Annotated in this window: 14 protein-coding genes; 7 read left to right on the plus strand and 7 right to left on the minus strand. The window is 70.3% G+C overall.

What is annotated here, in order from left to right; translation table 11 throughout:
- The first annotated feature begins 12 nt into the window (after positions 1-12).
- Positions 13-1314 (plus strand): FAD-dependent oxidoreductase, encoded by a 1302-nt coding sequence (locus GUY59_RS02580; RefSeq protein WP_252374808.1) that lies wholly within the window; start codon positions 13-15, stop codon positions 1312-1314.
- On the plus strand, positions 1298-2452 hold the full coding sequence (locus GUY59_RS02585; RefSeq protein WP_138198919.1) for a DUF6986 family protein: 1155 nt from the start codon (positions 1298-1300) through the stop codon (positions 2450-2452). Before GUY59_RS02580 ends, GUY59_RS02585 begins: the two co-directional genes overlap by 17 nt.
- Before the next feature lie 4 nt (positions 2453-2456).
- On the opposite strand, the gene GUY59_RS02590 is transcribed toward GUY59_RS02585, so the two are convergent.
- The 5 genes from GUY59_RS02590 to GUY59_RS02610 all read right to left on the minus strand — a co-directional run bounded on the left by GUY59_RS02590 (position 2457) and on the right by GUY59_RS02610 (position 7452).
- On the minus strand, positions 2457-3137 hold the full coding sequence (locus tag GUY59_RS02590; protein WP_138198918.1) for a copper homeostasis protein CutC: 681 nt from the start codon (positions 3135-3137) through the stop codon (positions 2457-2459).
- 237 nt (positions 3138-3374) lie between these two features.
- Positions 3375-3977: a GNAT family N-acetyltransferase gene (locus GUY59_RS02595; RefSeq protein WP_132336804.1), complete on the minus strand. Its 603-nt coding sequence runs from the start codon at positions 3975-3977 to the stop codon at positions 3375-3377.
- Between the two features lie 201 nt (positions 3978-4178).
- A complete protein-coding gene (locus GUY59_RS02600; RefSeq protein WP_246064321.1) occupies positions 4179-4934 on the minus strand; it encodes a GntR family transcriptional regulator in 756 nt (251 codons plus the stop codon).
- A 953-nt stretch (positions 4935-5887) separates the two neighbouring features.
- Entirely contained in the window at positions 5888-6283 is a 396-nt protein-coding gene (locus GUY59_RS02605) for a Zn-ribbon domain-containing OB-fold protein (protein WP_138198917.1), read from the minus strand.
- Positions 6283-7452, minus strand: coding sequence for a thiolase C-terminal domain-containing protein (locus GUY59_RS02610; protein ID WP_252374807.1), 1170 nt, complete (start codon positions 7450-7452; stop codon positions 6283-6285). Before GUY59_RS02610 ends, GUY59_RS02605 begins: the two co-directional genes overlap by 1 nt.
- 140 nt (positions 7453-7592) lie before the next feature.
- Between GUY59_RS02610 and GUY59_RS02615 the strand changes: the two genes are divergently transcribed.
- The 5 genes from GUY59_RS02615 (at position 7593) to GUY59_RS02635 (ending at position 12313) form a co-directional block, all read left to right on the plus strand.
- Positions 7593-8192 carry a flavin reductase family protein gene (locus GUY59_RS02615; RefSeq protein ID WP_171055281.1) on the plus strand — a complete coding sequence of 200 codons (600 nt, stop codon included), beginning with the start codon at positions 7593-7595 and terminating at the stop codon, positions 8190-8192.
- A complete protein-coding gene (locus GUY59_RS02620) occupies positions 8179-9342 on the plus strand; it encodes an acyl-CoA dehydrogenase family protein (protein WP_201760416.1) in 1164 nt (387 codons plus the stop codon). Before GUY59_RS02615 ends, GUY59_RS02620 begins: the two co-directional genes overlap by 14 nt.
- Positions 9343-9353: 11 nt before the next feature.
- Positions 9354-10127: an SDR family oxidoreductase gene (locus GUY59_RS02625; protein WP_138198916.1), complete on the plus strand. Its 774-nt coding sequence runs from the start codon at positions 9354-9356 to the stop codon at positions 10125-10127.
- Positions 10128-10208: 81 nt separating this feature from the next.
- On the plus strand, positions 10209-11504 hold the full coding sequence (locus tag GUY59_RS02630; protein ID WP_138198915.1) for a DUF2252 domain-containing protein: 1296 nt from the start codon (positions 10209-10211) through the stop codon (positions 11502-11504).
- 62 nt (positions 11505-11566) lie between these two features.
- Positions 11567-12313, plus strand: coding sequence for an SDR family oxidoreductase (locus tag GUY59_RS02635; RefSeq protein ID WP_132336810.1), 747 nt, complete (start codon positions 11567-11569; stop codon positions 12311-12313).
- A gap of 133 nt (positions 12314-12446) precedes the next feature.
- On the opposite strand, the gene GUY59_RS02640 is transcribed toward GUY59_RS02635, so the two are convergent.
- Together GUY59_RS02640 and GUY59_RS02645 are read right to left on the minus strand one after the other, a co-directional pair.
- The gene (locus GUY59_RS02640) at positions 12447-12704 is read right to left on the minus strand and encodes a hypothetical protein (protein ID WP_132336812.1); all 258 of its coding nucleotides are present in this window, start codon (positions 12702-12704) and stop codon (positions 12447-12449) included.
- A 52-nt stretch (positions 12705-12756) separates the two neighbouring features.
- On the minus strand, positions 12757-13038 hold the full coding sequence (locus GUY59_RS02645; RefSeq protein ID WP_132336814.1) for a hypothetical protein: 282 nt from the start codon (positions 13036-13038) through the stop codon (positions 12757-12759).
- Positions 13039-13401: the final 363 nt, after the last annotated feature.

Below are 13401 nucleotides of genomic sequence, written 5' to 3' on the forward strand. Positions count from 1 at the left end.
TTAGGAGGCAGCGTGGCGTTGCGTGTGGCGGTCATCGGATCGGGCCCCGCCGGGATCTACACGGCCGAGGCCCTGGTCAAGCAGTCGGCCGAGCCCGTCCATGTCGACGTGCTCGAACGCCTGCCGACCCCGTACGGGCTGGTCAGGTATGGCGTCGCGCCCGACCACACGTCGATCAAGTCGATCGCCAACTATCTGCGCAGGGTGCTGGAGCTGCCCGAGGTGCGTTTCCTCGGCGGCGTCACGCTGGGCGAGCACCTGTCCGCCGGCGACCTGCTCGGCGTCTACGACGCGGTGGTCTACTGCACGGGCGCGATGGTCGACAGGAAGCTCGGCATCCCCGGGGAGGACCTGCCGGGTAGCGTGGCGGCGACCGACTTCGTCAACTGGTACTGCGGCCATCCCGACGTCGACCCCGGCAGGTTCACGCTCGACACCTCCGAGGTCGCGGTGATCGGCGTCGGCAACGTGGCCGTCGACGTCGTACGCGTGCTGGCCAAGACGTCCGACGAGCTGCGTTCGACCGACGTACCCCACGACGTGCTGGAGCGCCTCCAGGACAGCCAGGTCAAGGCCATCCACATGATCGGCCGCCGCGGCCCCGAGCACGCCAAGTTCACCCTGAAGGAGCTGCGCGAGCTGGGCGAGCTGGCCAACGCCGACGTCTGCGTCCGCCCCGAGGAGGCGGTCGTGCTGGGCGGCGACTTCCCGCGCCAGGTCCAGGGCAACATCAAGGTCCTGCAGTCGTGGGCCGAGCGCGAGCCGGTGGGCCGGCCGCGCCGCCTCGACGTGCGTTTCTGGCTGCGGCCCGTGGAGATCCTCGGCACCGAGCGGGTCGAGGGCATCACGCTCGAACGCACCCGTCTGTCCGATGAGGGCCGCGTGGTCGGCACCGGCGAGTACGAGACGCTGCCCGTCGGCATGGTGCTGCGTTCCGTGGGCTACCAGAGCGTGCCGCTGCCCGGGGTGCCGTTCTCCGAGGCCACCATGACCGTTCCTCACGAGGCCGGCCGGGTGCGCGAGCGCGAATACGTGGCGGGCTGGCTCAAACGCGGGCCCACCGGGGTGATCGGCACCAACAAGTCCGACGCGGCGGAGACCGTTCGCACGCTGCTCGCCGATCTCGCGGGAGGCGGGCGGGACGGCCTCGGCTCCGTCGACGCGCTGCTGGCCGAGCGCGGGGTGCGGCCGGTGACGTACGACGAGTGGCTGGCCATCGAGGCGGCCGAGGCCGAGCTGGCCAGGTCGCTCGGCAGGGGCGAACGCGTCAAGCTCGTGGGCCTGGAGGCCATGCTCCGTGCGTGCCGACCTTAGGGGCTTCGAGGAGGCGTACGCGCTCCAGCAGGCCCGCTTTCCGGCCGCCGAGCCGGGGTGGCAGCCGGTCCACACCGTCTACGTCCCCGCCGACCGGTTCACCGCCGGCACGGTTGCCGCGTGGGGCGATCAGGCGTCGTCCCTGGTCAGAGCCCACCTGGCCGGCCCCGGCGAGCTGGCGGAGGTGTTCGGGCTGCCCGGCGGGCCGGCATCGGGCGTGCACGAGCGGGTCGTGCGCAAGCTCGCGTCCGAGCCCGTCGAGGATCTGCGCGTGGATTTCGAGGACGGCTACGGCGTACGGCCGGACCCGGTGGAGGACGGGCACGTGGAGCAGGCGGCCGAGGCGGTGGCCGCGCTGCACGCCGCCGGAGCGCTTCCGCGACGGTGGGGGGTGCGGGTTAAGTCGTTCGCCGACGGCGACCCCGATCGGTCGGTGCGCACGCTCGACGGGTTCGTCAAGGGGGTGGTCGCGCGGGCCGGGGAACTGCCCGGCGGGTTCGTGGTGACCTTTCCCAAGGTGCTGATGGAGGCGTACCTCGGGCAGTTCGCCGCGGTGCTGGCGCGGCTGGAGGCCGGGCTCGGGACCCGGCTGGGAGCGCCGCTGCGGTTCGAGATGCAGGTGGAGGCGCCGCAGACGCTGCACTTCCTGCGCGGCGACCTGCCACAGGCGCTGGACGGCCGGCTGGCGGCGGCGCACTTCGGGGTCTTCGACTACACCGCGGCCCTCGGATTGCCGCCGCACGAGCAGCGCCTCGACCATCCGGCCTGCGATCACGCCAGGCACGTGATGCAGACCGCGTTCGCCGGCACAGGGGTGGAGCTGTCCGACGGCTCGCTCGCCGCGTCGCCGGTCTCGGACCGCGAGGAGGACGTGCACACGTTGTGGCGCCGGCACGCCGAGCTCGTCAGGCACTCGCTGCGGCACGGCTACTACCAGGGCTGGGACATGCACCCGTCGCACCTGGTGAGCAGGTTCGCCACCGTCTACGCCTACCACCTGGCCCGCTACGACTCCTACCGGGAGCGGGTCAGCGCGTGGGAGCAACGGCGGGAGGCGGGTGGAGGCGTCATGGACGAGCCCGCCACCATCCGCACGCTGGCCGCCGCCCTCCGCCGCGCCGACCTGGCGCTGCCGTGAGCGCTCAGTCGCGTTCGACCAGGGAGCGCCACTGGCGCACCAGGCGCCACTCGACGGGGTCGGACCAGCTCGCGCGTACGGCCGATCCCACGTGGAAGGCGCGGATGCCGTAGTCGAGCAGGGGCGGCACGTACGCCGGCCGCAGGCCGCCACCGGCCAGGACGATCGAGCCGTCGCCCGCCTCGGCCCGTGCCTTCAGCACCGGCAGCCCGTCCCCCACGCCCGTGGGGGAGCCCGAGGTGAGCACGGTGGCCAGGTTGGGCAGTAAGCGCACGGCCCGCCACGACGCCTGCACGTCGGCGGCGTGGTCGACGGCGCGGTGGAACGTCCAGGGCAGCGGGGAGACGGCGTGGATGAGCGCCTCTGTGGCCGCGAGGTCGACGGCGCCGACCCCGTCCAGGAAGCCGAACACGAACCCCGCCGCCCCGGCCTGCGCCAGCGCCTTGGCGTCGCGGGCCAGCCGGTCGAGCGTGTCGGCGTCGGCGGTGAAGCGGGCGTCGCAGCGGAGCATCACCATCTGGGGGAGCGGGCATTCCGCGGCGATCGCGGCCACGGTCTCCGGGGAGGGGGTCAGCCCGTCGGCCGCCATGTCGGCGACGACCTCGAGCCGGTCGGCTCCGCCCTGTTCGGCGGCCACGGCGTCGCGCACGTTGAGCGCGATCACCTCGAGCAGGGATCCGGTCATGCAGGGAAGATTATATGGTGCTCTGCCCCCTTCTGCCGCGTAGCCCCAAAGGTGGTACGCGACCGCCCCGTACGGCCCTCTCCGCCCGCCTGAGAGCCCGCGTACGGGGTCGCGTACCGGTGAAGCGCCCACGAGATGCGGGCGGGCGGCTTCCGCCCGTCCACGGGACGCACGCGCGCGCCGGCGCGGGGGAACGGCGGGCCCGGCCCTCCATCGCGGAGGGCCGGGCCAGGAGCGTCAGGCGCTGATCAGCTCCGCCATCGTCAGGTCACGGAACGCCGTGGCGGGAAGATCCAGCGACGGGCGCTGGAAGAGGGCCCCGGAGGAGCGGTGCGGCAGGTCCACCGTACGGACGTGCCGGAACCCCCGGGTGCGGTAGTAGCGCTGCAACCGCGGGTTGCCCTTCGCACAGTCGAGCCGCAACCAGGGCAGGCCCGCGGCGTGGGCCGCGGCGCCGGCCCAGTCGAGCAGGGCGTCGCCGAGACCGCTGCCCGACCACGGGCGGGCGACGGCGAGCTTGTGGATGTAAAGTGCCGCGCCCGGATCGTCGGCGGTTGTCCAGAATTCCGGGTCTGCGTGGTCATCGAGGGCTATGGTGGCAACCGGCGGTGCCGCCTCGTCGGGGTCGAGATACCTGAGCTCGTCATCGAGCAGGAACAGCACCCGCTCCTCGATGAGCGGCTCGATCCGCTCGGGACCGAAACCCCCGCGGGGCCACTGCCTGAGACCCCGCGCATGCAGCCACTCGGCGGTGTCGGCCAGGAGGGTGAGTATGCCGGGAAGGTCCGCGGGTTCCGCGCGCCGGAGCGCGAGCGGATGAAGAAGCGTGTTCGTGTGCATAATACAACTCCCGTTGCGTTGGGTACCCGCGCTGACACAAAGCGTGATGACGCGATGGTGCGCGGGTGGCCGAAATGGGCCTTAACCCGATATATATGGATAAATGGCGATTTGGGGGAGTATGCACGACTCCCCCAGGCCAGCGAGGCGGCTAATTCTCGCTGCGCCCGGCCGGCGGGATCACCCCTTCAAACGAGCTCTTCAGCGGCGATCGAGCTCGTATCTGATCAGATGTTTGTCGGCGGGCAGCACCGACACCGCGACACGCACGGGCATATCGGCCGCGTCAAAACCAACACGGACATAGACCATGACCGGCGTGCCAAGTTCAAGCTGAAGGCGCTCGGCTTCCTCCTGGTTAGGCATGCGCGCCCAGATGTCGTCGACGACGCGTACCTGCCCATGACCCAGCTCCTCCAGCACCCGGTTCGCCCCTCGCGCGATGTCTCCGGGCCTGGCGATCTCGGAGTCGGCGACAAGGTCACGCGGAAAGTAGGAGTCGTTGGTGTTGTACGGCTGGCCGTCCACGAACCGCAGACGACGTCTCACCACCGCCAACTCCCCGTCTGCCAACTCAAGCCTGCTGGCGATCTCCTCGACCGGAGACACCGTCAGGACCTCGATGTACTGGCTCGGGGCTCGGCCTTCCTGCGCCACGGCATAGGCGAAGGCCTCCCGAAGTTCCCCACTGGGTTGCGGCTCCAGCTCCCGCTGCGGATAGATCAGCAGCGGTCTGCGGTCTCGGACCACCGTCCCGCGCCGCGGCGTGCGCGTGACCAGCCCTTCGTTGACGAGTTCGCCGAGGGCCAGCCTGACGGTGTTCCTGCTCACCCCATGGTCTTCCATGAGCTGCGCCTCGGTCGGCAGCTGCGCCCCGGGGCCGAGGACACCCGAGTAGATGGCTCGTCTCAACTCCGAAGCCACCTGCTGATACAGCACCGACCTTGCCACTTTCACCCCTTTTGTTCCAACAATTTAGACGATCTGGTTCTAGCAGGCCACAACCCCTTGACCAACCCCCCTCCTCCGGCCCATCATCCATTCGTTGGTACAAATCCATCTATAGGCCGGTGAGGAGGTGAAGGCCAGTGTTGCCGGACCGCACGGATATGCCATACCCGCGCTGGCATGCCTCTCGCGATGCAACACGTTTACTGCGTTACGCGTTGTGTCGCGAGGGGTTCACCCACACCTACCAGAGCGATGGCACCTCCGTGCAATCGGTGTTGACTGAGCTGACCGTGTGGTGCGAAGACGGAACCTTTGTCTGGAATGAGGAGGGTGGCGCCCCCGTCACGCACCCCAACGATGACCCGGTTGGTACAGCTCGACGCATCGCCGCACGTTGCCGGCAACGAGAGCCCTCGCGCTCCCCATCGACTCCGTGTGTGAGCTAACGGTCTAGGACTCCATCCCTCGCCGGAGTCCTGGCGCCGTCGCACACGGGGCAGGAAGCGCGTCCTGGCGGGTCCCCCACGCCCGCCAGGACGCGTTTTCCTCCGAGGGACCGACCAGTTGCCCGGGAATTCGACCGGTTACAGCCTCTTCTCCCGTTGCGAGGCTCGCTCCGGTCAGGCGGCGCCCGGGCCAGGCCGGGCGGACACAGCCGGCGGCAGGCAGGCGCAGAGTCAGGTTCAGGGGCCAGTCCAGGGTCACGTTCAGGGTCAGGCCCACGGGCAGGCAGGATCGTGGTTCGCGACCTCACGGTCGCGCCCGTCACCACGCCAGAACCTCTCACGCCAGCCACCACCGAGCCGTCCGCGTTGACGCCTACATCATCATCATCAACCCTCGGTGCCCGCCTTGTGAGGCGATTGGGATCGGCGGGGCTGGTGGGGTTTTCCGGTACCAATCGAATTTGCGACGCAAGATCAACAAGCGCGAGACCTTGCGCCGCGGCCGACGATCGTCTAGGGCCCTGGCCGCCAGTCGACCAGGGTCAGGTCCGCGTCGACCCGGGTGTAGGAAGCCGTGACCCGTTCGCCATGCTCCGGCGGCCGCAGGCCGCGCCAGTTCCCGTACACGAAGCAGCCGGGAACCTCCGCAAGCCTGACCATCACCACCACGTACGGCGCCCGCAGGCCGGGCACGAAGGGCTGGTGGTTGACGATCCAGCTCTCCACCACGCCTTCGGGCGCCACCTTCCGCCAGTGGGCCCCCTCCGTACGGCACCGCGCGCAGAACGCCCGCGCAGGGAAGCGGGCCGTGCCGCAGGCGTCGCACACCTGCACCGCGAACTCTCCCCTGCCGACCCGCTCCCACCACTCCCGGGAGTCCCTGTCGGGTTCAGGACGGTATCCCGCCATCACGCCCTCCTCAGGATCAGGGCCGAGGTGGCCGGAAGGATGTAGCCGGGCTGGGCCGTGGACAGCGCCACCTCCGCGCCGGGCACCTGGCGTTCGCCCGCGTCGCCCCTCAGCTGGGAGACCGCCTCGGCGATGTGGTTCATGCCGTGCACGTAGCCCTCGGACAGGAAACCGCCGTGCGTGTTGACAGGAAGCGGGCCGCCGGCCGCGGTGGCGCCCGAGGCCACGTACGGCCCGCCCTCGCCCTTGGCGCAGAAGCCGTAGTCCTCCAGCTGGACGATCACCGAGTAGGTGAAGCAGTCGTACAGCTCGGCCACGTCGACGTCGCCGGGCCCGATGCCGGCCTGCGCGTACAGGCGGGGAGCGAGGGCGGCGGCCGCGGTCACGGTGGGGTCGGCGCAGGCGCCGGACAAATGCGTGGTGCCGCCGCCCCACGCCGCGGCCGAGATCAGCACCGGAGGGCGGCGCAGCGCGCGGGCACGTTCGGCGGTGGTGACGACGACGGCGCAGGCGCCGTCCGTCTCCAGGCAGCAGTCCAGGAGCCGGAACGGCTCGGCGATCCATCTGCCGGCCAGGTAGTCGTCGAGGGTGATGGGGGTGCGCATCAGGGCGCGGGGGTTCTTGGCGGCGTTCGCGCGCTGAGTGACCGCCAGCAGGCCGAAGTGCTCGGCCTTTGTCCCATATTTCAGCATGTGGGCGCGGGCATACATGGCGTACTGCTGCGGCGGCGCGACGTAGCCGTACGGCGCCTGGTACTGCACCTCGGGGCTCACCGGCACGCCCCGGCCGGTGCCTCCCATGCGGAACTCGGAGCGGGCGTTGATGGCCCGGTAGCAGACGACCGTCTCGGCCATGCCGGTCGCGACCGCCAGCGCCGCCTGGCCGACGACCGCGTGCGAGACGCTGCCCCCGCCGAACTGGTCCAGGTGCCAGGACAGGTCCATCAGGCCGAGCGCGGGGCCGACCAGGGTCGGCGCGGCCGAGTCGCCCACGCGGTGCGTCGCCAGGCCGTCCACCTCGTCCACGGGCAGTCCCGCGTCCTCCAGGGCGGCCAGTACGGCACGGCAGGCCAGCGTCAGCGTGCTGACGCCCGAGTTCTTGGTGAAGGGGGTGTAGCCGACCCCGGCGATCGCGGTCCGATCGGAGAAATCAAGCAAGCGCTTGGGCACACCCGCCACGTTAGACAGGACATTTCACCCATGTCAACGCACCTCCCAGAGCCCGGCTTGACACCGTTCCCGGGTTCGCCCTACCGTCCAAGCAAGCGCTTGGTAAGATTAGGCGCCCCAGGTGGACGAGGAGGCGGACCATGAGCACACACGCTGCCCGGCTCATCGCGCCGGACGGCTGTCGCGGCCTACCGACGCCCCATCAGCGCAGGATCTGCAACGGAGCCGCCATGCCGCCCGGCCCCTCACAAGGCCACCTCGACACCCTCCGCTTCCGGCAGGTGCTCGGCAGGTTCGCGACCGGCGTGGTGGCGATCACGGCGGTCGAGCCGGTCAGCGGAGAGCCCTGCGGCCTGGCGGCCAACTCCTTCACCTCTGTCTCGCTCGACCCGCCCCTCGTGGCGTTCTGCGTCGCACACACCAGCACGAGCTGGCCCAAGGTGCGCGGCGCCAAGGTCGTCACGGTCAACGTGCTGGCCGAGCACCAGCGGTCCGTGTGCGCCCAGCTGGCGGCCAAGGGCGGGGACAAGTTCGCCGGCCTGGAATGGACCGGCTCCCCCGGCGGCAATCCCGTTCTCGACGGCTCACTGGCCTGGATCGACTGCTCCGTCGAGGCCGAGCACCTGGCGGGCGACCACATGATCGTGGTGGCGCGTGTGCTCCAGCTCGACACGCACGCCGACGGCGGCCCGCTGGTGTTCTTCCGCGGCGGCTACGGCGGCTTCGTTGAGCCTGCCTGACCCGCCCCTGCCTGACCCACCCGCGCCCGGCGGCCTGCGCCGGCAGGCCCGCGCCTGGCTGGAGGAGGCGCTGAGCGGCGAGTTCGCCCACGTGCGCGGGCTGGGCGGCCCTGGGCGCGAGCACGAAGGATACGAGGAGCGGCTGGCGTGGGAGCGCCATCTCGGCAGGGCCGGCTGGACATGCCTCGGCTGGCCCCGCCGGTACGGCGGCCGCGCCGCCTCCCTGGAGGGCCAGGTGGCCTTCCACGAGGAGTACGCCCGAGCGCGGGCCCCCGCCAGGGTCGGCCACATCGGCGAAGGACTGATCGGCCCGACCATCCTCGAATTCGGCACCGACGAACAGAAGGAGCGTTTCCTTCCCCCGATCCAGCGCGGCGAGGAGCTCTGGTGCCAGGGCTACTCCGAGCCCGAGGCCGGCTCCGACCTGGCGAACGTCCAGACGAGGGCCCGCCTGGAGGGCGACACGTGGGTGATCACCGGCCAGAAGGTCTGGACATCGCTCGCCCACGTGGCCCAATGGTGCTTCGTCCTGTGCCGTACGGAGGAGGGCTCGCAGCGCCACCGCGGCCTGTCGTACCTGCTCGTCCCCATGGACCAGCCCGGAGTCCTCGTCCGGCCGATCGTCCAGCTGACCGGGACGTCCGAGTTCAACGAGGTCTTCTTCGACGGCGCGCGCACGGCGGCGGGCAACGTTCTCGGGGCGCCCGGCGACGGCTGGCGGGTCGCGATGGCCACCCTCGGGCACGAGCGCGGCGCGTCCACGCTCGGGCAGCAGATCGGCTTCCGCCGCGAGCTGGCCCAGGTGATCGCGACGGCCCGGCGGACCGGTGCCGCGGACGATCCCGTGCTGCGCGACCGGCTCGTCAGGGCGTGGCTGGAGCTGGAGATCATGCGCCTCAACGCGCTCAGGACGGTGCGGCCCGACCCCGGGCCCGAAGTGTCGATCGCCAAGCTCTACTGGTCGGAATGGCACCGCCGGCTGGGCGAGCTGGCGCAGGCCGTACAGGGAAAGGCCGGATTGGCGGCCGACGGCGGGCTCAACGACCTGCAGCGCCTCTACCTGTTCAGCCGCGCCGACACGATCTACGCGGGATCCAGCGAGATCCAGCGGAACATCATCGCCGAGCGCGCCCTGGGACTCCCCCGCTGATTGGACCGCCCATGCCCCAGCCCTACCCCAAGGCGCACGGCCTGCTCGACGGCAAGGTGACCCTGGTCACGGCGGCCGCGGGAGCGGGCATCGGCTACGCGACGGCCAGGCGCTGCGCCGAGGAGGGGGCGACGATCGTCGTCTCGGACCGGCACGAGCGCCGCCTGGCCGCCGCCGCCGAGTCCCTGGCCGACCTCACCGGCGTCAAGCCGCTGGCGGTCCCGTGCGACGTGACGTCGGAGGCGCAGGTGCTGGCGCTGTTCGACGCGGCGGTTACGGCGCACGGCAGGCTGGACGTGGTGGTCAACAACGCCGGGCTCGGCGGTACGGCCCCGCTCACGGAGATGACGGACGAGCAGTGGCACACGGTCGTCGACGTCACCCTGACCGGCACCATGCGCTGCACCAGGGCCGCGCTCAGGCAGATGACCGCGCAGGGCTGCGGCGTCATCGTCAACAACGCCTCGGTGCTCGGCTGGCGGGCCCAGCCCGGACAGGCGCACTACGCCGCGGCCAAGGCCGGCGTGATGGCACTGACCCGCTGCGTCGCGCTGGAGGCCGCCGAGCACGGGGTACGGGTGAACGCGGTGGCGCCGTCGCTGGCGGTGCACCCGCACCTGGCGAAGGTGACCGCCGATGACCTGCTGGCGGAGCTGACGGCCAAGGAGGCCTTCGGCCGCTCGGCGGAGCCGTGGGAGGTGGCCAACGTGATCGTCTTCCTCGCCAGCGACTACTCCTCGTACATGACGGGTGAGGTGGTCGCGGTCTCATCCCAGCACCCGTGACAGGCGCGAGTGCCCGCGGCCCTGACGGTCAGGGAGAGATCAGGGTAGGCGGGAGCCGCGGCGAGACTTACTGTCCGTGGTATGGGCACACGCTCTTCGTTCCTGCTCGATGTCCTCATGGCGGAGTTCGGCGAGTCGATCAGGGAAGATCCGGCGGCGTTCAGCCGGAAGTTTCGCAAGATGGCGGCTTCGCCCTTCGCCTTCTACCGGGGCAGCGCCTGCCTGTTCTACGCCGACATGGCCGGCGCGTACGCCGACGACTCCTTCCTCGACGGGCCGACCAGCAGGGTGTGGATCCACGGCGACCTGCACGCCGAGAACTTCGGCACGTACATGAACGCCTCCGGCGTCCTGGTGTTCAACGTCAACGACTTCGACGAGGCGTACGTGGGGCCGTACGTCTGGGACCTCAAGCGGTTCGCCGCCAGCCTGGCCCTGCTCGGGTACGCCAAGGCGCTGTCCGACGACTCGATCAGCATGCTCGTGACCGACTTCGCCGGGGCGTACGTGGTCGAGCTGACCGCCATCGCGGGGGGCGGTGACGACGCGATCGGCTCGCTCACGCTGGACACCACCACCGGCGTGCTGCACCGGGTGCTGCAGACGGCCCGGTTGCGTACGCGGGTCGCCCTGCTGGACACCGAGACCGTGATCGACGGGTACGACCGGCGCTTCGCGCTCATGGCGGGGCGGGAGCCGGTGGACACGGCAACCAGGCAGGCCGTCTTGGGCGCGTTCGTGGACTACCTGAGTACGCTGCCGGTGCGGGTCGATCCGGTCGAGCAGGTGGTCAAGGACGTGGCGCTGCGCAAGGGCGTGGGCATCGGGTCGGCGGGGCTGCCGTCGTACAACCTGCTGCTCGAAGGGCGCTCGCAGGCGCTGGAGAACGACGTGATCCTGTGCATGAAGCAGGCGGCGGCGCCCGTCGTCGCGCGGCACGTCACCGACGAGAAGGTCTGCGCGTACTTCAGACACCAGGGGCACCGCACGGCCGAGTCGCAGCGGGCGTTGCAGGCCTATGCCGATCCCTGGCTGGGGTACACCACGCTCGACGGTGTGGGGCAGCTCGTGGCCGAGGTTTCCCCGTACTCGGCGGACCTGGACTGGGACGACGTGAACGAGCCGGCCGAGTTGCGCTCGATCGTGCAGGACCTGGGGCGGGCGGTGGCGCGCATGCACTCGGTGGCCGATGACGAGTCGAGCCATGACCTCGTGGACTTCTCGACGGAGGAGGCGATCGTGCACGTGATCGGCAGCGACAGGTCCGGATTTATCGGGATGCTGGTGGAGTTCGCCCATCGGTACGGGGCTCAGGCGCGCGAGGACCACCAGAGGTTCGTCGACCTGTTCCGCAACGGCCGCCTCCCCGGAGTCTGAACCGCGCCCGACGTTCGGCGGCCGCTAGCAACCGACCGTTCGGTATGGCATGCTTCCGGAACATGACTCTGTTCTCGGTGGAAGGCAAGACAGTCGTCGTCACGGGCGGATCGCGCGGCATCGGACGCATGATCGCCGCCGGATTCGTGGAGGCGGGGGCGTCCGTCTACATCTCCGCTCGCAAGACGGCCGAGGTCGAGAAGACGGCGGCCGAACTGGGCTGCGTCGCGGTGCCGGCCGACCTGTCCACACCCGAAGGGCTGGAGTCACTGGTCTCGGCGGTGGACGGACCGCTGCACGTGCTGGTCAACAACGCGGGCGCCACCTGGGGAGCGCCGCTGGAGGAATATCCGGAGCACGCCTTCGACAAGCTCTGGAACATCAACGTCAAAGGGGTCTTCTACCTGACCCAGCGGTTCCTGCCCGGACTCAGGGAGGCGGCGAGCGCGGACGACCCGGCGCGTGTGATCAACGTGGGCTCGATCGACGGGATCAAGGTGCCGGCGCTGCCGAGCTATGCCTATTCGTCGACGAAGTCAGCCGTGCACATGCTCACCCGGCACCTGGCCAGGCATCTGGCGAAGGAGCACATCACGGTCAACGCCATCGCACCCGGGCCGTTCGACTCGAAGATGATGGCCTTCGCTCTGGACGACCCCGCGACCCGCGAAAGCATCGCCTCCAGCGTGCCCCTCGGCCGGATCGGACGCCCCGAGGACATGGCCGGCGCGGCCATCTATCTGTCGTCGCGCGCGGGTGCGTACCTGACCGGGACGGTCATTCCGGTGGACGGCGGGATCTCCAGCTGAAAGAACCGGGCCAGGCCGGTCCCGTCACTGGGAAGGGTGCGGGGACGGCGGCGAGCACCTTCCCGGCGGGTCCGGCCTGGCCCGGGGCTCGTGGCGCGCGCGTTCTGGCGGATCGCGGCGCCGTGTCGCGGGACTAGTCGAGCACGTCGTCGATGTCCACGTCGCCACCGTGCGTCGCGGTCACGGCGACGCCGTTGACGTTGTTGACCCCGGTCGCGCCGCGGCCGACGACGTTGCTGTTGACCACGTTGCCGAAGTTGTTGCCCGACTGGATGGCGTTACGGTTGCGGCTGGCGTTGCCGGCGTTGGTGTCGGCGAACGCGGGGGCCGACATGAGGGCCATCCCGGTCGCGGCGGCGACGACGATGCCGGACACGCAGAGCTTCTTCATGTGAGTCCTTTCACTGTTGGGTGTCTGTTCGGGTTGGTCGGACGGCAGCCGGTCAGTCGAAGATGTAGATCACCGTGATGCCGCCGTTGGTGGCGGTCGGGGCTATGCCGTTGACGTTGTTGACGTTCGTCGAGTCGTCCTGGCCGCGGTTGGCGGCGAAGACGTCGGCGAAGTTGTTGCCGGTCTGGGTGGAGTCGCTGTTGCGACTCCAGTTGGCCGCCCATGAGCGCCCATCCCAGGGACCGGCCGCGTCTTCAGCGTGAGCGGGGACGGCGAACATCAGCCCGCCGGCGACCGCCGACACCACGGCCGCGGCGCACACCCTTTTGATCACTTCTGCTCCTTCACCGGTTTGGCTGTCGCCGGGGCGGCGGCACGCCGTGGGCCCGAAGGCGCATCACCAGCCCCGTTGACCTTTGTTGACCTCAGCGGATCAAGGCCAGTGCGAGCATATAACTGTACGTTGCCGAAAAGTAGCTCTGTGTTATCAGAATTTTGTTCGGCCATGACCTGGCCGCGAGCGGGCCCGACGACCCGATCCACCCCCGCTACCGCTGCCGAGCGTTCCGTCTTGGAGGTGGTGGCCTCGCCTGTCCGGGTTCGGAGGGGGTTGCCCCGGGCCGCGACGGCGGATGCGACTGGCCGGCACCCGACTCAGGGTTCGGCGTCGGACTCAGGGGTCTGCTCAGGGCTGGCC

The organism is Nonomuraea sp. K271 (assembly GCF_009908215.1).
GTDB lineage: Bacteria > Actinomycetota > Actinomycetes > Streptosporangiales > Streptosporangiaceae > Nonomuraea > Nonomuraea longispora.

Excerpts from the sequence above, each read along its gene's own strand:
- GUY59_RS02615 (WP_171055281.1), top strand. The coding sequence starts at position 7,593 with ATGAGCACACACGCTGCCCGGCTCATCGCGCCGGACGGCTGTCGCGGC.
- GUY59_RS02605 (WP_138198917.1), bottom strand. The coding sequence starts at position 6,283 with ATGGCGGGATACCGTCCTGAACCCGACAGGGACTCCCGGGAGTGGTGG.
- GUY59_RS02625 (WP_138198916.1), top strand. The coding sequence starts at position 9,354 with ATGCCCCAGCCCTACCCCAAGGCGCACGGCCTGCTCGACGGCAAGGTG.
- GUY59_RS02595 (WP_132336804.1), bottom strand. The coding sequence starts at position 3,977 with ATGCACACGAACACGCTTCTTCATCCGCTCGCGCTCCGGCGCGCGGAA.
- GUY59_RS02630 (WP_138198915.1), top strand. The coding sequence starts at position 10,209 with ATGGGCACACGCTCTTCGTTCCTGCTCGATGTCCTCATGGCGGAGTTC.
- GUY59_RS02590 (WP_138198918.1), bottom strand. The coding sequence starts at position 3,137 with ATGACCGGATCCCTGCTCGAGGTGATCGCGCTCAACGTGCGCGACGCC.
- GUY59_RS02640 (WP_132336812.1), bottom strand. The coding sequence starts at position 12,704 with ATGAAGAAGCTCTGCGTGTCCGGCATCGTCGTCGCCGCCGCGACCGGG.
- GUY59_RS02635 (WP_132336810.1), top strand. The coding sequence starts at position 11,567 with ATGACTCTGTTCTCGGTGGAAGGCAAGACAGTCGTCGTCACGGGCGGA.